The sequence below is a fragment of the Nonomuraea sediminis genome, assembly GCF_018531495.1.
GTDB lineage: Bacteria > Actinomycetota > Actinomycetes > Streptosporangiales > Streptosporangiaceae > Nonomuraea > Nonomuraea sediminis.
On record NZ_JAHDTI010000007.1, the window covers coordinates 90,300 to 111,102 of the forward strand.

At 71.3% G+C, this 20,803-nt stretch carries 20 protein-coding genes; 17 read left to right on the forward strand and 3 right to left on the reverse strand.

The window, feature by feature from the left end; all coding sequences use genetic code 11:
• The first annotated feature begins 100 nt into the window (after window positions 1-100).
• The 7 genes from KIK09_RS28895 to KIK09_RS28925 are packed head-to-tail and all read left to right on the forward strand — an operon-like array spanning window position 101 to window position 8,322.
• Complete coding sequence (locus KIK09_RS28895; protein ID WP_214322540.1) at window positions 101-1,729, forward strand: ABC transporter substrate-binding protein; 1,629 nt, start codon at window positions 101-103, stop codon at window positions 1,727-1,729.
• Window positions 1,726-2,676: an ABC transporter permease gene (locus tag KIK09_RS28900; protein ID WP_214322541.1), complete on the forward strand. Its 951-nt coding sequence runs from the start codon at window positions 1,726-1,728 to the stop codon at window positions 2,674-2,676. The genes KIK09_RS28895 and KIK09_RS28900 overlap by 4 nt, the downstream gene beginning before the upstream one ends.
• Window positions 2,673-3,524 carry an ABC transporter permease gene (locus KIK09_RS28905; protein ID WP_214322542.1) on the forward strand — a complete coding sequence of 284 codons (852 nt, stop codon included), beginning with the start codon at window positions 2,673-2,675 and terminating at the stop codon, window positions 3,522-3,524. Before KIK09_RS28900 ends, KIK09_RS28905 begins: the two co-directional genes overlap by 4 nt.
• Window positions 3,524-4,492: an ABC transporter ATP-binding protein gene (locus KIK09_RS28910; protein WP_214322543.1), complete on the forward strand. Its 969-nt coding sequence runs from the start codon at window positions 3,524-3,526 to the stop codon at window positions 4,490-4,492. Before KIK09_RS28905 ends, KIK09_RS28910 begins: the two co-directional genes overlap by 1 nt.
• Window positions 4,485-5,300: an ABC transporter ATP-binding protein gene (locus KIK09_RS28915; protein ID WP_214322544.1), complete on the forward strand. Its 816-nt coding sequence runs from the start codon at window positions 4,485-4,487 to the stop codon at window positions 5,298-5,300. The genes KIK09_RS28910 and KIK09_RS28915 overlap by 8 nt, the downstream gene beginning before the upstream one ends.
• The gene (locus KIK09_RS28920) at window positions 5,297-6,715 is read left to right on the forward strand and encodes an amidase (RefSeq protein ID WP_214322545.1); all 1,419 of its coding nucleotides are present in this window, start codon (window positions 5,297-5,299) and stop codon (window positions 6,713-6,715) included. Before KIK09_RS28915 ends, KIK09_RS28920 begins: the two co-directional genes overlap by 4 nt.
• Window positions 6,712-8,322 carry an amidohydrolase gene (locus KIK09_RS28925; protein WP_214322546.1) on the forward strand — a complete coding sequence of 537 codons (1,611 nt, stop codon included), beginning with the start codon at window positions 6,712-6,714 and terminating at the stop codon, window positions 8,320-8,322. The genes KIK09_RS28920 and KIK09_RS28925 overlap by 4 nt, the downstream gene beginning before the upstream one ends.
• 7 nt (window positions 8,323-8,329) lie before the next feature.
• Here the strand turns inward: KIK09_RS28925 and KIK09_RS28930 are convergent, their stop codons facing one another.
• Window positions 8,330-9,124 (reverse strand): SAM-dependent methyltransferase, encoded by a 795-nt coding sequence (locus KIK09_RS28930; RefSeq protein ID WP_214322547.1) that lies wholly within the window; start codon window positions 9,122-9,124, stop codon window positions 8,330-8,332.
• 300 nt (window positions 9,125-9,424) lie between these two features.
• Here KIK09_RS28930 and KIK09_RS28935 point away from each other — a divergent pair, with 300 nt between their 5' ends.
• The 5 genes from KIK09_RS28935 to KIK09_RS28955 all read left to right on the forward strand — a co-directional run bounded on the left by KIK09_RS28935 (window position 9,425) and on the right by KIK09_RS28955 (window position 13,738).
• The gene (locus KIK09_RS28935) at window positions 9,425-10,660 is read left to right on the forward strand and encodes a hypothetical protein (RefSeq protein ID WP_214322548.1); all 1,236 of its coding nucleotides are present in this window, start codon (window positions 9,425-9,427) and stop codon (window positions 10,658-10,660) included.
• Window positions 10,661-10,702: 42 nt separating this feature from the next.
• Window positions 10,703-10,972 carry a hypothetical protein gene (locus KIK09_RS28940; protein WP_214322549.1) on the forward strand — a complete coding sequence of 90 codons (270 nt, stop codon included), beginning with the start codon at window positions 10,703-10,705 and terminating at the stop codon, window positions 10,970-10,972.
• Window positions 10,969-11,238: a hypothetical protein gene (locus KIK09_RS28945; RefSeq protein WP_214322550.1), complete on the forward strand. Its 270-nt coding sequence runs from the start codon at window positions 10,969-10,971 to the stop codon at window positions 11,236-11,238. Before KIK09_RS28940 ends, KIK09_RS28945 begins: the two co-directional genes overlap by 4 nt.
• Window positions 11,239-11,379: 141 nt before the next feature.
• Complete coding sequence (locus tag KIK09_RS60155; protein WP_214322551.1) at window positions 11,380-13,062, forward strand: S8 family serine peptidase; 1,683 nt, start codon at window positions 11,380-11,382, stop codon at window positions 13,060-13,062.
• 103 nt (window positions 13,063-13,165) lie between these two features.
• Window positions 13,166-13,738 carry a hypothetical protein gene (locus KIK09_RS28955; RefSeq protein WP_214322552.1) on the forward strand — a complete coding sequence of 191 codons (573 nt, stop codon included), beginning with the start codon at window positions 13,166-13,168 and terminating at the stop codon, window positions 13,736-13,738.
• A gap of 55 nt (window positions 13,739-13,793) precedes the next feature.
• Here KIK09_RS28955 and KIK09_RS28960 read toward each other — a convergent pair whose 3' ends face one another.
• Window positions 13,794-17,138 (reverse strand): NACHT N-terminal Helical domain 1-containing protein, encoded by a 3,345-nt coding sequence (locus KIK09_RS28960; RefSeq protein WP_214322553.1) that lies wholly within the window; start codon window positions 17,136-17,138, stop codon window positions 13,794-13,796.
• A gap of 81 nt (window positions 17,139-17,219) precedes the next feature.
• The gene (locus KIK09_RS28965; protein WP_250573955.1) at window positions 17,220-17,669 is read right to left on the reverse strand and encodes a MarR family winged helix-turn-helix transcriptional regulator; all 450 of its coding nucleotides are present in this window, start codon (window positions 17,667-17,669) and stop codon (window positions 17,220-17,222) included.
• A 77-nt stretch (window positions 17,670-17,746) separates the two neighbouring features.
• Between KIK09_RS28965 and KIK09_RS28970 the strand changes: the two genes are divergently transcribed.
• The 5 genes from KIK09_RS28970 to KIK09_RS28990 all read left to right on the forward strand — a co-directional run bounded on the left by KIK09_RS28970 (window position 17,747) and on the right by KIK09_RS28990 (window position 20,795).
• Window positions 17,747-18,505 carry an alpha/beta fold hydrolase gene (locus tag KIK09_RS28970; RefSeq protein WP_214322555.1) on the forward strand — a complete coding sequence of 253 codons (759 nt, stop codon included), beginning with the start codon at window positions 17,747-17,749 and terminating at the stop codon, window positions 18,503-18,505.
• Between the two features lie 331 nt (window positions 18,506-18,836).
• On the forward strand, window positions 18,837-19,601 hold the full coding sequence (locus tag KIK09_RS28975; RefSeq protein ID WP_214322556.1) for an SDR family NAD(P)-dependent oxidoreductase: 765 nt from the start codon (window positions 18,837-18,839) through the stop codon (window positions 19,599-19,601).
• Between the two features lie 113 nt (window positions 19,602-19,714).
• Window positions 19,715-19,897 (forward strand): hypothetical protein, encoded by a 183-nt coding sequence (locus KIK09_RS28980; protein ID WP_214322557.1) that lies wholly within the window; start codon window positions 19,715-19,717, stop codon window positions 19,895-19,897.
• On the forward strand, window positions 19,894-20,040 hold the full coding sequence (locus KIK09_RS28985) for a hypothetical protein (protein ID WP_214322558.1): 147 nt from the start codon (window positions 19,894-19,896) through the stop codon (window positions 20,038-20,040). The genes KIK09_RS28980 and KIK09_RS28985 overlap by 4 nt, the downstream gene beginning before the upstream one ends.
• A 113-nt stretch (window positions 20,041-20,153) precedes the next feature.
• Window positions 20,154-20,795, forward strand: a complete 642-nt coding sequence (locus KIK09_RS28990) for a helix-turn-helix domain-containing protein (RefSeq protein ID WP_214322559.1) — start codon at window positions 20,154-20,156, stop codon at window positions 20,793-20,795.
• Window positions 20,796-20,803 lie beyond the last annotated feature (8 nt).

The window sequence follows — 20,803 nt, forward strand, 5'->3', positions numbered from 1 at the left end:
GTTCCTTCACTTCCTTGTGCAGGAACGTTCCTTCACCAATACTCATGGCACCTCGCCGCGCCAACGGTCGCGGCCCTCCCTCATTGGAAAGAGGTGTCCGATGCGCATCGCCCGTCTCGCCGCCGCCGCGACGATGACCGCGCTCACGGTCGCAGCGTGCGGAGGGGGAGCATCTCCGCGCGCCACCGGCGCCCAGGGACCCGCCTTCACGCTCACCAAGGACACGCCCGCGGCCAAGGGGCCGGTCGACACGGTGACCTGGGCCCTGTACGCCGAACCCCAGTCGCTCGACTACGCCTACGCCTTCGACTACCCGCCCAACACGGTCCTGGCCAACGTGTGCGAGCAGCTCATGCGCGTCACGCCCGACATGCGGATGGAGCCGGGCCTGGCGAGCAAGGCGGATTCCCCCGATCCGAAACGCTGGGTCTACACGATCCGCGACGGGGTTCGCTTCCACGACGGCACCACGCTGACGGCCGACGACGTCGTGGCGAGCATGCGCCGCCACCTGGATCCCAAGGTCGGCTCCTACTGGGTCTCCGCCTACGAGAACGTCGCCTCGGTGGAGAAGACCGGGCCGATGGAGGTGACCGTCCACCTGAAGAAGCCCGACCACCTCTTCAACGAGGAGATGGGCACCTCGGCGGGCACCATCGAGAGCGCCAAGACCCTGGCCGCCGAGGGCACCAGGTACGGCACCCCGGACGCCGGCGTCAACTGCACGGGACCGTACTCCATGGAAAGCTGGTCGAAGGGCCAGGCCATCACGCTGAAGCGGTTCGACCAGTACTGGGACCCGAAGCTCAAGGCCCAGGCGGGCACGGTCAAGAACGTCTTCATCTCCGACCCCGCGGCCCGCGTCAACGCGCTGCTGTCCGGCGAGGCCGACGGCAGCTACCTGGTGCCGACCAGCGGCTTCGCCCGCCTGGCGGCCGCGCAGAGCGGCAAGCTCTACTTCGGCCCCAACACCGCGGCCACCAGCCTGATCCCGGTCAACCTCAAGGGCACCCTCGGCGACCCGCGGCTGCGCAAGGCCCTGGCGATGGCGCTGGACCGCAAGTCGATCCTCAAGGCCAGCGTCGCCGGCATCGCCACGCCCGCCAAGGCGCCGGCGGCCCTGGGCGCCTGGGGCATCGCCCCCGAGGCCGCCAAGGGCTACTACGCCAACCTGCCCGACCTGCCCTACGACCTGGAAGGCGCCAAGAAGCTGGTCCAGGAGGCCGGCGGGACCGGCAAGAAGATCGTGATCGCCACCAGCACGCTCGCCCCCGACATCGGCATCATCGCCAACGCGGTCCAGGCCGCGGGCCAGTCGATCGGCCTGCAGGTCGAGCAGAAGGCCGTCGCGCCCGACGCCTACACCGCGCTGTTCTCCGACCCCAAGGCCCGGGCCGGCATCGACCTGGTCATGACCATCTGGTACGACTCCACCCCCGACCCGCTGGAGTTCTACGGCATCCTGCGCACCGGCAACTTCTCCAACTACGGCGGCTACTCCAACCCCGAGTACGACAAGCTCGTCGACGAGGCCAACGCCCAGGCCGACCCGGCAGCCCGCGCCGCCACCGTCGCCAAGCTGCAGGAGATCGCGGTGCGCGACATGGTGTGGATCCCGCTGTACGAGACGCCGCACAACATGTTCCTCAACAAGCGGCTCACCGGCGCCCCCACCAGCATCGCCCAGCTGGTCTATCCCTGGGCCGCACCACTGGGGTCGGCGGGATGATCCGCTTCCTGGTACGGCGGGCGGCCGGACTGGTCGCCACGCTGGCCGCCGCGTCGTTCGCCGTGTTCGCCTCCGTCTACCTGGCCCCAGGCGATCCCGCGTCCTTCCTCACGCAGGGCCGCTCGGCCTCGCCTGCGGCGCTGGCAGCGATCAGGGCCCAGTACCACCTGGACGACCCGTTCCTGGTCCAGTACTTCAAATGGGTCGGCGGCGCCCTCACCGGGGACTTCGGCCGCTCGGTGCAGTTCCGCCAGGACGTGCTCGGGCTGATCCTGGCCAGGATGCCCACGACGCTCTTCCTCGTCGGGTACGCGGGGCTGCTCATCGTGGTCGCGGGCCTGATCCTCGGCGCGCTGGCCGCGCTGCGGCCTGGACCGGTGGACCGGATCGTCCTCATCGGCACCGGCGTCGCCACGGCCACCCCGTCGTTCGTGGCCGCCATCGGGCTGATCTCGCTGTTCTCCGTCCAGCTCGGCTGGTTCCCCGCCTTCGGCAACGGGGAGGGGCTCGGCGACCGGGTCTGGCATCTGACGCTGCCCGCCGCGGCGCTCGCGCTGACCTTCGCCGGGTTGCTCGCCAGGGTGACGCGCGCCTCGATGCTGGAGGAGCTGGGCAGGGACCACGTGGAGGTCGCCCGTTCGCGCGGCGTGGCGGAGCGGGCGGTGATCCAGCGGCACGTGCTGCGCAACTCGCTCGGCCCGATCAGCACCGTCACCGGCACGGTGGTGGCCGGCCTGCTGGTCGCCACCTCGATCGTCGAGACGGCCTTCGGCCTGTCCGGGGTCGGGCAGCTGCTGGTCAGCTCGGTCACCGTCAAGGACTTCCCCGTCGTGCAGGCGACCACGGTCCTCATCGTGGTGGCCTTCACCTTGTCCAACCTGCTGGTCGACCTGGTGCAGCCGTTCATCGACCCGCGCCTGTCCCACGTCGGGAGGACCGCCTCATGACCGTGAGCACCACCGCCGGCCTCCATCGCCGCTTCCTGCTCAAGGCCGACAAGCTGCTCGTGGCCGCCGTCGCCCTGCTGATCGTGCTGGTGTTCGCCGCGCTGCTGGCGCCGGTGATCGCCCCGCACGACCCCCTCGCGATCGACTTCGCGTCCGCGCTGAGCGGACCGAGCGCCGACCACCCCCTGGGAGCCGACCAGTCAGGCAGGGACATCCTGTCCCGGCTGATCTACGGCGCCCGCGCAGGACTGCTCGGCCCGCTGCTCGTGGTCACCCTGTCGACGCTGGTGGGCACCCTGCTCGGGGTCGCGGCCGGCTGGATCGGCGGGATCACCGACTCGGTCCTGTCACGCGCCATGGACCTCGTCTTCGCCTTCCCCGCGCTGCTGCTGGCGATCATCCTGGTCGCGGTGTTCGGGCCCGGCCTCGTCGCCCCCGTGGTCGCGATGAGCCTGGCCTACGCCCCCTACGTCGGCCGGCTGGCCCGCAGCGTGACCATCAGGGAGATGTCCAGGCCCTACGTCCAGGCCTACCGCGTGCAGGGCTGGTCCGGCTGGGTGATCTGCGTCAAGCACCTGGTGCCCAACGTCCTCCCGCTCATCCTGGCGCAGTCGGCGATCAACTTCGGGTACGCGCTCATGGACCTGGCCGCCCTGTCCTTCCTCGGGTTCGGCACCCAGCCGCCCACCCCCGACTGGGGCACGATGATCAACGAAGGGGCTTCCGCCATGCTCCAGGGCGCCATGCTTCCCGCGCTCGCCCCCGGCGCCGCCGTGGTGATCACGGTGGTCGCCTTCAGCGTCGTCGGCGAGGGCATCGCCGACAAGGTCGCCGTGAGGGAGCGCTGATGGCAACCACTCTGCTGGAGATCGAGGACCTGTCCGTACGGCTGCCGCAGGACCAGGCCGCCAGGCCCATCCTCGACGCCGTGTCGCTGCGGGTCGCCCCGGGCGAGTCCGTCGGGCTCGTCGGCGAGTCGGGCTCGGGGAAGTCCGTCACCTGCAGGAGCGTTCTCGGCCTGCTCCCCGGGCAGGCGGCCGCCACCGGCCGGGTGCTGCTCGACGGGGACGACGTGCTGTCCCTGCCGGGCGCCCGGCTCCGCGCGCTGCGCCGCAAGCGGGTCGCGATGATCTTCCAGGATCCGCGGGCCTCCATCAACCCGGTGCGCAGGATCGGCGACTTCGTCACCGAAGGGCTGCGGGCGGGCGGCCTGCCGTACAAGCAGGCTCTGGAGCGGGCCGTGGAGCTGCTCGAGGCGGTCGGCATCCGCGACCCGCGGGCCGCCGTCCGCCGGTATCCGCACGAGTTCTCCGGCGGCATGCTCCAGCGGGTGATGATCGCCGGAGCGCTGGCCTGCGAGCCTGACCTGCTGCTGGCCGACGAGCCGACGACGGCGCTCGACGTCACCACGCAGGCCGAGGTGATCTCCATCCTGGCACGGCTGCGGGCCGCGCGGGGGATGGGGATGCTGTTCGTCACGCACGACCTGGAGCTGGCCGCGGCGATCTGCGACCGCATCTACGTCATGTACGCGGGCCGGATCGTCGAGGCGCAGGACACCGGTGAGCTGTTCGCGCGGCCGAGGCACCCCTACACCTCCGGGCTGCTGGCCGCCACACCCCGGCTGGAGTCCGACCAGCCCCCGCACGGGATCGCCGGACGCCCGCTGTCACTGGCCGAGGCGCCGGCAGGCTGCGCCTTCGCCGCGCGCTGCCCCCGCGCCATCGAGCGGTGCGCGGACGGCACGCCCCCGCTGGAGCCCGTCGACCGAGCGCAAGTGGCGTGCTGGCGCGCACAGGAGGCCGTGCATGAGTGAGAACGTGCTGGAGATCGATCGGCTGCGCAAGACCTTCGGCGACCACGTGGCCGTCGACGACGTCTCCTTCGTCCTGCCGCCCGGCGGGTCGCTGGCCGTGGTGGGCGAGTCAGGATCGGGCAAGACGACCACCGCGCGGATGCTCGTCGGCCTGGAACGGCCGGACGCCGGGCACATCCGCGTCCTGGGCCGCGACCGCTCGCAGGCCCCCAGGGGACGCGCGGCCCGGCTGGCCAGGGCCAGGGAGATCCAGATGGTGTTCCAGGACCCCTACCTGTCGCTCGATCCCCGCGTCACCGTCGCCGGCTGCATCGAGGAGTCGCTGCGGCTGCACTTCGCCCAGAGCGGGCCAGAGCGCGCCAGGCGGCGCGACGAGCTGCTCGAACGGGTGGGGCTCGGCGCACGTGAGGCCGCCGCGCGGCCCAGGAAGCTGTCGGGAGGGCAGCGCCAGCGGGTCGCGATAGCCCGCGCGCTGGCCACCGAGCCGAAGGTGCTGATCCTGGACGAGGCCACCTCCGCGCTCGACGTGTCGATCCAGGCGCAGATCCTCGACCTGCTGACCGAGATCCGGCGCGACCTCGACATCGCCTACGTGTTCATCAGCCACGACCTCGCCCTGGTCCGGCACGTCGCCGACGACGTCGTCGTGCTTTTCCAGGGGCGCGTCGTCGAATCAGGCCCGACGGGCCGGGTGCTGTCCCAGCCCGAACACCCCTACACCCGCCTGCTGCTGCACTCCGTGCCGCGGCCCGGCTGGGATCCCGCCCAGATCGCCGCCGACAGGCGCGCCCTTCAGGAGACCGTGTGAGTGACCTCGCCTACCTGTCCGCCACCGAGGCCCTGGAACTGTTCAAGGCCAGAAAGCTCTCGCCCGTCGAGCTGATGACCGCCGTCGTCGAACGGGCCGAGGCTGTCGAACCTCAGGTCAACGCCCTGAGCGAGCGCCTGTTCGACGAGGCGCTCGAGCAGGCCGCCCAGGCCGAGCACGCCTACCTGCACGGCACGCAGCGCCCGCTGGAAGGGCTGCCCGTGGCCGCCAAGGACGAGCAGCCCATCGCGGGCCGCCGCGCCTCGGACGGCTCGCTGGCCCTCGCCGACGACGTGGCCGACACCACCCATCCGATCCTGGAACGCATCGTCGCCGCCGGCGGCATCATCCACGCGCGCACCACCACGCCCGAGTTCTGCTGTGCCGCGTTCACGCACTCGCGCCTGTGGGGGCTGACGCGCAACCCGTGGAACCTGGCCTACTCTCCCGGCGGCTCCTCCGGCGGGTCGGGAGCGGCCCTGGCCTCCGGTTCGGCGACGCTCGCCACCGGGTCCGACATCGGCGGGTCGATCCGCCTGCCCGCCTCGGCCACCGGCACCGTCGGTTACAAGCCGCCGTACGGGCGGGTGCCTGCCATGCCTCCCTACAACCTCGACCACTACTGCCACGACGGGCCGATGGCGCGCACCGTCGCCGACTGCGCGCTGCTCGAGAACGTGATCGTCGGGCCCGATCCGCGGGACGTGGTCTCGCTGCGGCCTGCCGTACGGATTCCCGAGCAGTTGGGAGACGTGCGCGGGCTGCGCATCGCCTACGCGCCCAACCTCGGCGACTGGGAGATCGAACCCGACGTGGCCGCCAACACCCGGGCGGTCGCCGACGCGCTCGCCTCCGCGGGGGCGATCGTGGAGGAGGTGGAGCCGGGCCTGAGCAGGACGACCGTCATGCGGGCCGCCTTGATCCACTTCGGCGGCATCTTCGGTCCCATGGTGGCGCGGGTGGCGGCCGAGCACGGCGATCTGCTCACGCCGTACGCGCTGGCCTTCGCCAAGGACTCGCACGCGGTGTTCGAGCGCGACGGGCTGCTGGCCGGGCTCGAGCTGGAGGCGCAGATCTACGAGGTGATCGGCGGCCTGCTCGACCGCTTCGACGCGCTGATCTGCCCCACCAGCGGCACCGCGGCCCTGCCCGCGGGCGAGGACTTCGTCGAGCGCAAGCTGTCGATCAACGGCGTCGAGCTGGATCAGTACCTGGAGTACGCGCTGACGCCGGTCTTCAACATCGCCAGCCGCTGCCCCGTGCTCAACGTGCCCTCCGGACTGTCGTCCGCGGGCGTCCCGACCGGCGTGCAGATCGTCGGCCGCACCTACGACGACGCGAAGGTCTTCCGCATCGGCTCCGCCGTCGAGCGCGTCCGCCCCTGGTCCGTCCGTCCCCTGGGAGAGCTGTCATGATCGCCGCCGACCTGGTCTTCTGCAACGGCCCCGTCCAGACGCTGGATCCGGCCGGGACCACCGCCTCGGCGGCCGCCGTCCGCGGCGGGCGCATCGTAGCCGTCGGCGACGAGCAGGACGTCCGCGACCTGATCGGCCCGGACACCGAGGTCGTCGACCTGGCCGGGCACGCCCTGCTGCCCGGGTTCCAGGACGCGCACGCGCATCCGGTGCTGGCCGGGCTCACCATGATCCGGTGCGACCTGCACGACGCCGGCGACCAGGTGGAGGCCCTGGCCGCCATCCGCCGCTACGCCGAGGCCAACCCCGACGCCGAGTGGATCTCCGGCGGCGGCTGGTCGATGGACTGGTTCCCCGGCGGCACGCCGAGCCGCCACCAACTGGACGAGATCGTCCCCGACCGGCCCGTACACCTGATCAACAGGGACGGCCACGGCGCCTGGGTCAACACCAGGGCACTGGAGCTGTGCGGCGTCGACGCGCACACCCCCGACCCGGCCGACGGCCGCATCGAACGCGAAGCGGACGGGACCCCGCAGGGAACGCTCCACGAGGGCGCCGCCCACCTGGTGGGCCGCCACATGCCCGAGCCGACGCCCGAGATGATGCTGCGCGCTCTGGAGGCCGGCCAGCGGCGCATGCACGCGGCCGGGGTGACGGCCTGGCAGGACGCGATGGTGAGCCCGGAGGTCCAGCAGGCCTACCGCAGCGCAGCCGAGTCGGGCCTGCTGACCGCGCGCGTGATCGGCGCGCTGTGGTGGGACAGGGAACGCGGCGAGGAGCAGATCCCCGAACTCCTCGGCAGGCGCGAGACGACCGGCCGGTTCCGCGCCGGCAGCGTGAAGATCATGCAGGACGGCGTCGCGGAGAACTTCACCGCCGCGATGACCTCCCCCTACCTGGACGGCTGCGGCTGCCAGACGGCCAACCAGGGCATCAGCTTCGTCGGGCCGGAGGAGCTGCGCGCCTACGTGACCCGCCTGGACGCCGTCGGCGTCCAGGTCCACGTGCACGCCGTCGGCGACCGGGCGGCCAGGGAGGCGCTGGACGCCTTCGAAGCGGCGCGCAAGGTGAACGGGCAGAACGACAACCGTCACCACATCGCCCACCTGCAGGTCGTCCACCCCGACGACGTGCCCAGGTTCGCCACGCTCGGGATCGCCGCCAACATCCAGGCCCTGTGGGCCGCCCACGAGCCGCAGATGGACGAGCTGACCATCCCGTTCCTCGGCACCGAGCGCGCGGGCTGGCAATATCCCTTCGGCGCCCTGCAGCGGGCGGGGGCGCGCCTGGTGGCGGGCAGCGACTGGCCGGTCAGCAGCCCGGACCCGTTCCTCGGCATCCACGTCGCGGTCAACCGCAGGCTGCCGGAGGGGAGCGGCCCGGCGTTCCTCCCCGAGCAGCGCCTCCACGTGCGGGAGGCGCTGGCCGCCTACACGATCGGCACGGCCTGGGTGAACCACCTCGACACCCGGACCGGGACCATCGAGCAGGGCAAGCTGGCAGACCTCGTGATCGCCGACCGCGACCCGCTGGCCATCCCGGCGGAAGAGCTCGGGGAGACCACCGTGCTGGCCACCTACGTCGAGGGGCAGCGGGTCCACTGACGGCGGGTCAGGGCTTCCTGGCCACGCCGCAGTGCACGTCGAGCAGGGCGGCCCGCAGCTGGTGGAGCTCGGGCCGCCACTCCGCGGTGCGCACCACACCGGGCTCGACCAGCTCGAGCCCCTCGAAGTAGGCCTCGATCTCGGCCGGCGTGCTGAGCCGGTACGGGTCGCCGGCCTCGGCGCGCATGTCGGCCGCGGCCTGGGCCTCCTCGGCCTTGGCGTCCTTGGTGCCGTCGTTGACCACCAGGTACGACCCGGACGGCACCGCCGCCATCAGGCGCCGCACGATGTCGCGGGCCTCCCGGTAGTCGGCGACGTTGCCCAGGATGCCGAGCATCATCACCGCGACCGGCCGGGAGAGGTCCAGGGTGGCCGCGGCGTCTCGCAGGATCCGCTCCACGTCGTGGACGTCGGCGTCGATGTAGTCGGTCACGCCCTCGGGCGTCGAGGTGAGCAGGGCGCGGGCGTGCACCAGGACCAGCGGGTCGTTGTCGACGTAGACGATCCGCGCGGTCGGGATGGCCCGCTGGGCCACCTCGTGCGTGTTGTCCACGGTGGGCAGCCCCGTGCCCAGGTCGAGGAACTGGTCGATACCGGCCTGACCGGTCAGGAACCGCACGGCGCGGGCCAGGAAGTGGCGCGACTGGCGGGCGATCTCCACGATGTCGGGATAGGCGGCCATGACCTGGTCGCCGACCTCGCGGTCGACCGGGTAGTTGTCCTTGCCGCCGATCCAGTAGTTCCACACCCGGGCCGAATGCGGCGTGCTGGTGTCGAGCTGGGGCGGCTCGTGCTCGGTCACGGCGATCGCCTCCCTGCCGAACGATGAATGCCCGCACTATAGCGTGATCATTTGCCTGCCGAAACCCTGTGGAAGCTGCCCACAGGAGAGCCATGGGAGCTCGTGCGCGGACCCCTATGACCTTGGCAAAGCCCGCAGGTGAGGGCGGTCGGACCGGTTGCCGGTCGAGGAGCAAAATGTTCGCTCCTCGTCTTGGCGAGACTGTTGCTTGCGTCGCATTTAGTAATCAGACAACGGCGGTATGTAGTCAGCCGTGATGAGCCAGCAGCGGAGCTGGCTGTCAGTCTCGGGGGAAAGACCATGACATACATGCAGCCGAACATGCCCAGGCCGATGCCCGGCCAGCAGCAGGGCGTCACGCCGATGGGGCTGGGCAGCACGGCCGGTGGCTGGGCTGGCGGCCAGCTGGGCGACTGGCTCGGTGGGCAGCAGGGTGCGCAGATCGGTTCTCAGATCGGTGGCGTGGTCGGCGACATCGCCGAAAGCCTGTGGCCGTTCCAGGCGCAGACGCCGACCCAGATCCCGCCGCACATGCGGCAGCAGTACATGCAGCAGCTCGCGGCCCAGCAGGCTCAGCAGCAGGGCATGCAAGGCCAGTACGGCCAGCAGCAGGGTGTCTCGCCCATGGGTGTGGGCAGCTCGGTCGGTGGCTGGGCGGGCGGTCAGCTGGGCAACTGGCTCGGTGGCCAGCAGGGTTCGCAGATCGGTTCCCAGCTCGGCGGCGTGGTCGGTGACATCGCCGAGAGCCTGTGGCCGTTCCAGGCGCAGACGCCGACGCAGATCCCGCCGCACATGCGGCAGCAGTACATGCAGCAGCTCGCCGCCCAGAGGCAGCAGCAGGGCATGCAGGGTCAGTACGGCCAGCAGCAGGGTGTCTCGCCCATGGGTGTGGGCAGCTCGGTCGGTGGCTGGGCGGGTGGCCAGCTGGGTGACTGGATCGGCGGGCAGCAGGGTTCGCAGATCGGTTCCCAGCTGGGCGGCGTGGTCGGTGACATCGCCGAGAGCCTGTGGCCGTTCCAGGCGCAGACGCCGACCCAGATCCCGCCGCACATGCGGCAGCAGTACATGCAGCAGCTCGCGGCCCAGCAGGCTCAGCAGCAGCGCATGCAGGGTCAGTACGGCCAGCAGGGTCAGTACGGCCAGCAGGGTCAGTACGGCCAGCAGCAGGGCATGCAAGGCCAGTACGGCCAGCAGCAGGGCGTCGCGCCGATGGGCGTCGTCGGCGGCATCGGCGGCAGCTTCGCCGGGCGGGAGCTGGGCGGCTGGATCGGCGGCGACATGGGCGAGTCGATCGGCGGGTTCATCGGCGGTGCCCTCGGCGGCATCCTCTCGCCGTTCCAGGCCCAGCAGGCCCAGCAGGCGGCGACGTCGAACCCGACGACCTTCTGGACCCAGATCGCCCGCCTGGGCGTGCAGTACGGCCTGCCCGCCGTACGCACGATCCTGAACCAGATGATCGACCAGGCGATGCCGCAGATGGCAGGTCAGCAGGGCGTCCCGCAGCAGCAGCCGGTGCCCGTGGGCGCCGGTTCCTGAGAGGGGCGGATGGTTGCGATGGACGGACAGGAGCGCTGGGGCATGACCGCAGGAGGAGTGGGCATCGCGCCCGGCGTGGGCGCGGGGCAGACGAGCCAGCTGCAGGTGCAGTGTGCGATGGCGCTGCAGCAGCTGCACGGCTGGCTGCGGACGGTGGTCCCGCAGTCGCCGCAGCTGGCTGAGGCCGTGCCGATGACCGTGCAGGCCGTGCGCCTGTACAGGAGCGGGCAGTTCGAGGCGTGCCTGGCACAGATCCAGACGGTGATCGCCCAGATCGGCCGCCTCGGCCAGCAGAACCGCCCGTCGCCGTGAGCGAGCCATCAAACGAGCCCGGGTCGGCCAACGGCCGACCCGGGCGCGCGCCGTTCATCGTCGGCAGCACGGACCCGTCCGTGCTGGCGACGGTGGCGAGCGAGCTCGACCGCGACCCCGAGGTGACGGTTCAGCGCAAGCTGGGCTCGGCGGAGAGACCGAGCCTGCTCACGGTGGAGATGACGCCGGCACACGCCGACGAGCTCAAGGCGAAATTCGGCCCCCAGGTGACGATCGAGCCGGATTCCCCCGTCCAGCTCTACTAGCGCATCAGTGTGATCTTCAAAGAGAGTCAAGAGGCAATGAGCGAAAGCAGCAATCCCAGGCCGCCCAGATCGTCCGGCCGCGGGAAGGGGGCGGCGCCGGCACCGGTCGAGAGCCGCCCGCGGCGTTACATGGTGGCGGCGGTGCCGCAGCCGATCCTCGGGGCCATGGGGGTGGGCGCGCCTGCCCTCGACTCCGGCAAGCTGCACGAGCTGCTCGACCGCGATCCGCAGGTCAAGGTGCACCGGCAGCTGAAGATGGCGGACAAGGTGGGGCTGCTGTCCGCGGACACGGTGGCGTTTCCCGACGTGACGGTGGCCGAGATGACGCGCGAGCACGCCGACTCGCTGACGCGCCAGCTGCCTCAGGTGCATCTGGAGCGTGACCACCTGCTCACCTACACGGCGGTCGGCATGGTCCCGAGGACCAAGATGGTCCTGCCGCTCGGGCTCAACTCCACCTTCTCCTTCCTTGTCACGGACTCCGAGGGGAATCCGATCCCGGGCGCCACCATCCAGATCACCGGATCGCTCTGGCCCGCCCAGACGATCACCGGGCAGGACGGCCGGGCCTCGGTCACGCTGACGGGGGAGACCCCGGATTCGATCGCCGTCGTGGAGTTCAAGCCGGAGAGCGGCCACTGGAGCATGCTGACGAGCCGCCCGGCGCTGTCGACCGACCGCGACAACCTGGTCGTGCTGAAGAAGCTGTCGGACACCATCCCCGACTTCCCCGAGCAGCAGACCTTCGGCTGGGGACAGGAGGCCATGCAGCTGCACAGGCTGCCGCCCACGTTCCGCGGCGCCGGGGTCAAGGTCGCCATCATCGACTCGGGTGTGGGCGGGCAGCACAACGACCTTGAGGGGCAGGTCACCAAGGGCGTCGACCTGGTCGACAACAAGCCCATGGGCTGGCGGGTGGACACCGTCCACCACGGTTCGCACTGCGCGGGCGTGATCACCGGCTCGGACAACGGCAGGGGTGTGGTCGGCTTCGCGGTCGAGGCGGAGGTGCACGCCTGCAAGATCTTCCCCGGCGGCAGGCTGAGCGACCTGATCGAGGCGATCGACTACTGCATCCACCAGGAGATCGACGTCCTCAACCTCAGCCTCGGCACCCCGGAGAGCTCCGCCCTGGTCGCCGCCAAGATCGAGGAGGCCAGGAACGCGGGCGTGGCCGCCGTGGTCGCCGCCGGCAACGACGCCGGGCCGGTCAACTTCCCCGGCAACATGCCGATCGTGCTGACGGTCGCGGCGATCGGCAAGTCCGGCACGTTCCCTGAGGACAGCTCGCACGCGGCCCAGGCCCTCGAGCCGAGCACCCCTGAGGGCTACTTCTCGGCCCAGTTCACCTGCCACGGGCCCGAGGTCGACGTCTGCGCGCCGGGTGTGGCCGTGCTGTCGTCGATCCCGCCGAACGACTACGCCGCCTGGGACGGCACGTCCATGGCGGCGCCGCACATCACAGGACTGGCAGCGCTCGTCCTCGCGCACCACGACGACTTCCAGGACGGGTTCAGGGAGCGGGACTCCCGGCGGGTCGACCGGCTCTTCCAGATCATCAAGTCCAGCTGTACGCCGCTGGACCTCGGCGACCCGAACCGCACGGGAGCGGGGCTGCCGGACGCCTTCCGGGCGCTGGCCAAGACGGTGACCGGCGTGGTGCCGAACATCGGCGACATCAGCGCGATGCTGGACCAGCTCACCGGCGAGATGCAGCTGGCCGGGCTGTTGCCACCTGTCGGGGTGCCGACGCAGGCGTGGGCGCCGCAGGTCGTCCCGCTGCCGCAGGATCCGCGCGTGCCGGGGCCTTTCGGCTGGTGGTAGCCAGGCGGGGTGTCCGGTGATCGCGCCGGGCACCCCCCTTGATCCCCTTGTGGCCAGGGGTCCGATATGTTCCAGCGGAACCTGCGACATGAGGGGATTTTTGATGTTCCGAAATGCTTTAGGGCTGAGCCTGACCGCCGTGCTGGTCTCCGGGGGGCTTGCCGTACCGGCGCAGGCCACGCCCGCGTGCTACCTCGGGTCGTGGAAGCTGACCGCCATGAAGATCGTCGCCAAGGGCAAGACCGTGAACAGCCCCACGGCCGTCGACGTGTCCAAGGGCGGCGCGGGCGCCAGGCTCACGCTGACCACGACCGCCGCGACCTATGACTTCACCGGCTCGCAGAAGGTCGCCTTCAAGGACAGCAGCGACGCCACGTCGGGCTGGAACCAGTTCACGGGCGTGCTCAAGGTGCGCGCCACCATCACGGGCGACCGCCAGGGCGTGCTGGCGACTTCCCGCACGGGCGCCACCGGGAACGCCAGGGGGAGGACCATCTACTCGGACATCAAGGGCCCGTCCTGGTCGGTGCGCGCCAACCTGGCCCAGGGCATCTACGACGGCCCCCTGGTCCAGCACGCCACCTTCACCTGCGACGACACGACGCTCAAGATGGTCGACAAGCGCAAGCGCAACGGCTGGACCACCGTCTCCACACTCCAGTTCACCCGCAACTGACGGTGCAGAGGGCGCGGGCGGGGGGCCCGCGCCGTCTTCTGGTACGGCACGGCCGCTAGGAGCGGACGATCTTGACGCTCCGGTGGAGCAGCCGGGTGTTGCGCAACTCCTGGGTGCTGTCCACGTACACGGTGAGGTTCTGCTTCCCCGCCAGAGGGGACAGGTCGAGCGTGGGCGCGGTGCCGCCGAGGGAGACGCTCTCCAGGGCCGGAAGGGACGCCAGCGGGCTGAGGTCGCTGATCCCGCGGCTGCCGTGGACGTTCACATAGCGGAGGTTGTACAGACCCGCGATCGGGCCGAGATCGGTGACACCCGTGGCCCGCAGCAACAGGATGGACAGGTTCTGCTGGTCGGCGATGGGAGTCAGGTCCCGCACGTTCGCGCACTCACCCACCTGCAGCCTGTACAGGCGGCGATCACGAAGCGGACCCAGGTCGCTCACCCAGTCGCTGTTGAAGAGTGAGAGATGCTCCAGCCGAGGCGTGGCCGACACGACCGCCTCCAGGTCTCCGTCGACCGTGGAGGCGTTCAGCAGGACATAGTCCAGGGCGGGAAGGCCGGCGATGAACGTAAGATCCCGCAGGTCTGCCTTGTAGAGCGAAAGGCTTCGCAATCCCGTGTGGCGGGCGACGGGGGTGAAGTCGCGCACCCGGCTCAGGTCGTCCAGCACCAGCGATTTCATGGCCGCGACCGTGTCCAGGAACCGCAGGTCGGTGAAGTCGACCCCGCGCAGCTTGAGCTCCGACAGTTCGGGCAACCGGGAGAGTGCCTCGAGATCCACCTGCCGCTGCGGCCTGAAGTGGATCCACAGCCACGTCAGCGCCGGATGGCACGTCAGGTCCTCCAGCGTGGCGCCGTCCAGCTCCCGCACCGCCAGAGAGGACAGGGGCGCGACCTTCCTGAGGAAGCCCAGATCGTCGACGGAGCACCTGACGTCCAGCTCGTTGACCTTCCTGAGCCGTCCGACGCCGTCGAACATCCGGCGACTTTCGATGTCCACGCTTCCGAGAGGTGGTTCGACCTCGGCGAGGACCTCGGCTGCGTAGGTGTCAGGGTCGAAGTACGGCCAGCCGGTGAACAGTTCGCTCCTGACTTCCCTGCGGCCGTCACCGGCGTACCCGGCCAGCTTCGCCAGCGCCTCAGGCCCGTTCACCAGCCAGCACGTGCGGACGGTCGCGGCCGCCCTGGCCGTCGTCAGGCCTCGCAGGTCGACGGGCAGGCGGCGCAGCGCCTCCGTCCCGGCCAGGGCCAGCGACCTGGCCTCGGCGTCGTTGCGGGGCGGGATCACCTCGGCCAGGCAGGCGTCGATGCGCTCCCTGAGGTCGGAGGGCAGCTCCTGCACGGTCTCCAGGCACCCCGCCACCAGCAGGCGCAGCCGCCGGGAGTGCCGGTCGCCCTGATGGGCCCGATCGAGCAGCCCGGCGAGCAGCTCGCGGCGCACCGGGGCGTTGGCGTGCCCGGCGGCCATCACGACGGTCTCGCGCCACTGGTCCAGGTGCGCCCGCTCGATGAGGGGTTCCACGTCGGCGTCGTCGGCCGCCTGCTTGGCGGCGAGGTACTCCTGCACCGTGCGGTGGACGAAGTCGATCCGCCCCATGACGGGTTCCCTGATCACGCCGCTGCGCTGGAGCAGGTGGTCGAGGACGGCCTCGGCCGTCGCCTCCACCCGGGGCATGGTCGCGATCTTGTCGGCGACGCGGCGCAGCGCGGTCACCTTGGACAGCTCCGAGCGGCCCCACACCGTCAGCTGCCAGGCCAGGTCCTGCAGGATGCGGATCTTCTGCTCGGGTTCGAGCACGACCTCCGCGGAGATGCCGCGCTCGACGTCGCGCCGCTCGAGCAGCAGCTCGAGCGCCGCCGCGTACAGCCCCATCCGGTTGCGCGGGAGCTGCTTGCCCCGGTCCAGATTGAGCGCGCAGAGCATCGTGGCCAGCAGCGGGGACGAGGCCAGCAGCTGCAGGTGCCTGCCGCCCTCGAGCCGGGCGAGCAGCGCGCCCTCGTACTCGTCCAGCTTCACCGGCGCGCACGGCAGGCTCCTGGAGCCGCGCATCGCCACGTGCCACTGGCGTACCAGCTCGCGCAGGTCGAACGGCGTCAGCGGCTCCAGCACGACCGAGGCGAAACCCTCCACCTCCAGCCACCGCGCGTCCGCGGCGGCCGGGCGGGAGGTCACCACGGTCCTGATCTCCGGGTAGGCGGACATCAGACCGCGCAGCCACTGCCTGACGGCCGGGCGGTGCCGTACGGCCAGCTCGTCCACCCCGTCGACCAGCAGGAGCGCCCGCCCGGACTCCAGGACGCGGTGCGCCCACCCCGCGGGCATCCGCCCGGCCAGCGGGCCCGCGACGTCGGCCAGGAAGTCCTCGGGACCCGGCAGGACCCCGGAAGGGTGGCTGCGGAGCTTGACGACGAACGGCACGCAGCCGTTCCACCCGGCCAGCTCGCCCTGGAAGCCGCCGCGCGCCGCGGTGACCGCCAGCCAGCGCAGCAGCGTGCTCTTGCCGGACCCCGCGTCGCCTCTGAGCAGCGTTCGCGGCGCCCGCCCGAGCGCGCTCTCGGCGGGTAACGTGGTCGCGCCGTGGTGGGCGGGCGCGTCCGTCAGGTCGCCGAACCGCGGCCATTCCCGCTCGGGCCCGCGGCTGTCCGCCGAGACAGACAGGCTGATGTAGGCGATGCTCAGCGTGACCCGCGGCCGGAAGTTCTCCACCCGGACGCCGAACAGCTCGACCTCGTCCAGCGTCCTGCTCACGTGCTCGAGGTAGCGGCGCTCGAACTCGGCGTCGTCCTGCACGCCCGCCGGGGCGTCGAGCGTCCGCGCGGGCAGCCTGGCCATGATCGTCGAGACCTGCCTGCCCAGCTCGTCGAGCTGCTCGCCGAGCCGGGACGTCCTGCCGAGCAGCTCGGTGGCGGCCCTGGGCAGGTACTGCGGCAGCTGCTGCAGGATGCGCACCACGCACTCGACGCACTCCTCGAGCAGCACGTCGTAGAGCTGCCCGCCCGCCTCGCCGAGCTGCGGGCGCGGGTCGGCGACCTGCCCTCGGATCCGCCTGGCCAGCAGGATCGGGTCGGCCGCGGCGTCGAAGACCGCCCGGTCGGAGAAGTCGGCCCGCTGCAGCGTTGCGACGGCCTCGAGCAGCGCGGCGGCCCTGTCGTTGCTGGACAGCCCGCCGTACTCCTGCTCGACGAGCGCGAGCAGCCGGCGGTCCACCCCGTCGGCGATCGCCTCCACCTGGCGCTGGAAACTGCGCCTGACCAGGCGGTCGGGGAGCTCGCTCCTGATCAGCGCGCTCAGGTCCGAGTTGCGCTCCTGACGGGCGGAGCGGAACGCCAGCCATTCCTGCGCGGCACGCTGCGCGACGGCCTTGGCCGCCGCCGCGGCGGCACCTTCCAGTGCGGGCATGCTCGCTCCTCGGGCCTCGGGATCACTTCCATGATCGCGGCAAAAGCCGGGAAATGCCGGGCGTTCCTCGTACGGCCTGCCTCAGGACCGTGGCCGGTGTTCATCCCCCGCGCGTGCTCCGAGTGCCTCGGCCAGCTCCTCCAACGTCTCCACCAGCACCGCGACCCGGGACTCCTCGACCCCCAGCGCCCGGGCCAGCGCCGCGTCCACGGTCGCCGTCGCGGCATGCCGTTTCCCCTGCTCGGGCATGCCCGGCGCGGGAGACACCAGAGTCCGTCGCCGATCGGCCGGGTCGGGCTCCGTCGTCATCACGCCCTCGTCCCTGAACCTGGCCACCGCGGACGACACGAGGCTCTGCGGCAACCCGGTCCGCTCGGTGATCTCCCCGATGGAGCTGCCCGGGTGACGGAACGCGTCCACCAGCACCGCTCGTGCCCCGGCGGGAAGGGCGTGGAAGCCGGAGCGAGGGATGGCCTCCTGGCCGATCTCGATCAGCCGGTGTCCGAGGAGGAAAAGCTCGAGCCCGTTCATGCCAGGCATGATATATCTAAATTATGATGCATCAGAAATCAGATGTAATTGAGGTTCCCGGAGCGTCCCTGCACTACGTGCTGAGGGGCACGGGCCCGCTCCTGCTGCTGATCGCGGGCGGTGACGGCGACGCCGGCGTCAGCTCCACGCTCGCGGGGCACCTGGCCGACCGCTACACGGTGCTCACCTATGACCGCCGCGGCCTTTCTGCCAGCCGGATCTCCCCGGAGGCGGGCGCGCCGGACATCACCACCCACGCCGACGACGTGCACCACCTGCTGGCCGCGCTCACGAGCGAGCCCGCGTACGTCTGCGGCAGCAGCATCGGCGCGCTGATCGCCCTGGAGTTCGCCGGCCGCCATCCCGAGCAGGTCCGCACGCTCGTCGCGCACGAACCGCCGGCCACGCAGCTCCTGACCGAGCCCGAGCGGGAGCGCGCCGCCGCGGCGCAGAGCTCGGTGGAGGCCACGTTCGCCGCCTCGGGAGCGTTGGCCGCGCTGCGCGAGTTCGCCGTGCTGGCGGGTGTCGACCCGTCCGATCGCGAGCCCGACGTCGCGCTCACGCCGCCTGGGCCCGAGCGGGTGCCCAACCTCGAGTTCTTCCTGACGTACGACGCGCCCGCCGTCAGACGGCACATCCTGGACGTGGACGCGCTCAAGGCGGCCCGCATCGTGCCCGCGGTCGGTGAGACGTCGGGCACGATCTTCGCCCGCGAGTGCGCGATCCGCCTCGCGGACGCCCTCGGCGTGGCCTACGCCACCTTCCCCGGCGGGCACAACGGCTCGGTCTTCCGCCCCCGCGCCTTCGCCGCCTGCCTCGCCGACGTTCTGACCTAGGTACTGCAAGCCGCCCCACCGCCAGTCGCCGCACTTCGGCCGGGCCCTGTCCAGGGAGACGCTCCTCCGGCGATGCGGGGCCGGCCGCCGTTACGCCGCCACACCACCGGGGCGCGGCCACACCACCGGGGCGTGGCCACACCACCGGGGCGTGGCCACACCACCGGGGCGCCGCCTCAGCGCCCGGGGGCCGCCTCACCGCCCGGGGTGATGGCTCACCGGCTCGGGTGTGGCGGTGAGGCGGCGGTGAGTGTGCGGTGAGCGGTCCTCGGCACTGTTGACCCATCGCCGGATCCACCGAGGGCCGGCCACCGAGTGAGGGAGTACGACAATGGGCACGCTGACCGGCAGGACGGCGCTGGTGACGGGCGGGTCGCGGGGGATCGGGCGGGCGGTCGCGCTGCGGCTGGCCGCGGAGGGCGCGCTGGTCGCCGTACACTACGGCGGCAACGAAGCGGCGGCCAAGGAGAGCGTGGCACGCATCGAGGAGGCAGGCGGCCAGGCGTTCGCCGTGCAAGCCCGCTTCGGCGAGCCCGGCGCGCTGGACGAGCTGTTCGGCGGGCTGACCGCCGGGCTGGCGGGACGCGGGCTGGACATCCTGGTCAACAACGCGGGCATCGCCTCGACCAACCCCATCTCCCAGGTCACCCCCGAGGAGTTCGAGCGGCTGCTCGCGGTCAACGTGAGCACGCCGTTCTTCGTGATCCAGCGCGCGCTGCCGCTGCTGAACGACGGTGGCCGGATCATCAACATGGGCTCGGCGGCCAGCCGCTTCGCGGTCACCATGCAGATCGGCTACACGATCACCAAGGCGGCGCTGGAGGCCATGGCCCCGACGCTGGCCAACGAGCTCGGCAGGCGCGGCATCACCGTGAACACGATCGCGCCCGGCGCGATCAGGACCGACATGACCGCCGGCTACAGCCACATCCCCGAGGTGGTCGCCGGCATCGAGGCCATCACCGCGCTCGGGCGGCTCGGCGAGCCGGAGGACGTCGCCGACGTCGTCGGCTTCCTGGCAGGCCCGCAGGGCCGCTTCGTGACGGGCCAGACGGTGGACGTCTCCGGCGGGACGTGGCTCGGACCCATCGCGTAGATCTTCCGCCGGGCGGGCAGCACGACGCACCACGGTCCCACCACCGACGGGCTCGTCGCCGCGGCCGCCCCGGCCGGTCCCACCTCGGCGCCTACCACGCCGCCGGGTACCAGGTGATCCTGGCCGGAGACCTCAACGACTTCGGCCGCATGGACGGCTTCTCCTCCTCCCAGGTCGACACGCCCAGCAACGGCCACTACCGGGAGGCTGACGACAACGATCCCGCGCACTGCCCCGGGTACGGCGAGGGCACGGTCGAAGCCGACACCACGGGCGGCCCTGCGAGATCGACATGATCTTCACCCACGAGGCCGACCACGTCCCTTCGGCCTCGACCGGCGACGCCCAGCCGTCCCCGCTCAGCCGCGGCGGCAAGGCCTGCTCCGACCACCGCGTCCTGCTCGGCACGCCGACCCTCGTACGGTCACCGTCGTCGTGACCGGAGGTGACGTCCGGTTCAGGCCGTAGGTCCCGTGGATGCGGGCCCTACGGCCGTGGTGGCTGAGGGGGCGCGTTCGTAGCGTCGGGGGTGAGGCAGGGAGGAGTAGCATCATGACTGTGGGTAGCGATCTGGGGCGTCGCATCGTGCACCACCGCGAACGACTCGGACTCAGCCGGGAGCAGGTAGCCGAGCTCGCCGGCATGTCGCCCGGATATCTGCAGTATCTGGAGGAGCAGCCAGGCTCGCCCAGCGGGGGAGCGCTGTTCAAGCTCGCGTCAGCGCTGCAGACCACGGTCGACGAACTGCTCGGCGGGCGTACCGACCGGCCGCCAGGGCACGGGCAGGCGATGGCCGATCCGGTGTTCGAGCGGCTGGACACGCAGGAGTGCCTGCGGCTCATCGAGAAGGGCGGCATCGGGCGCGTGGCCTTCGAAGGGCCGCGCGGGCCCACCGTGATGCCGGTCAACTACCGCGTGCACGAGGGGGCGATCGTCTTCAGGACCGCGGACGGCGGCCCGATGGACGATGATCTGCGCACCGGGGTGGAAGGCGTGGACATCAAGATCGCCTTCGAGGTCGACTGCATCGACGAGGCCTGCAGGGAGGGGTGGAGCGTCCTGGTCCAGGGTCCCGCCCATCACCTGACGCAGGCGCCCGACGTCGACGTCACCCCCTGGGCCGGCGGCGAGCGGAACCTGTACGTCAGGATCGTCCCGCACCAGATCACCGGCCGTCGCATCCACGCCCGCTGACCCTGCTT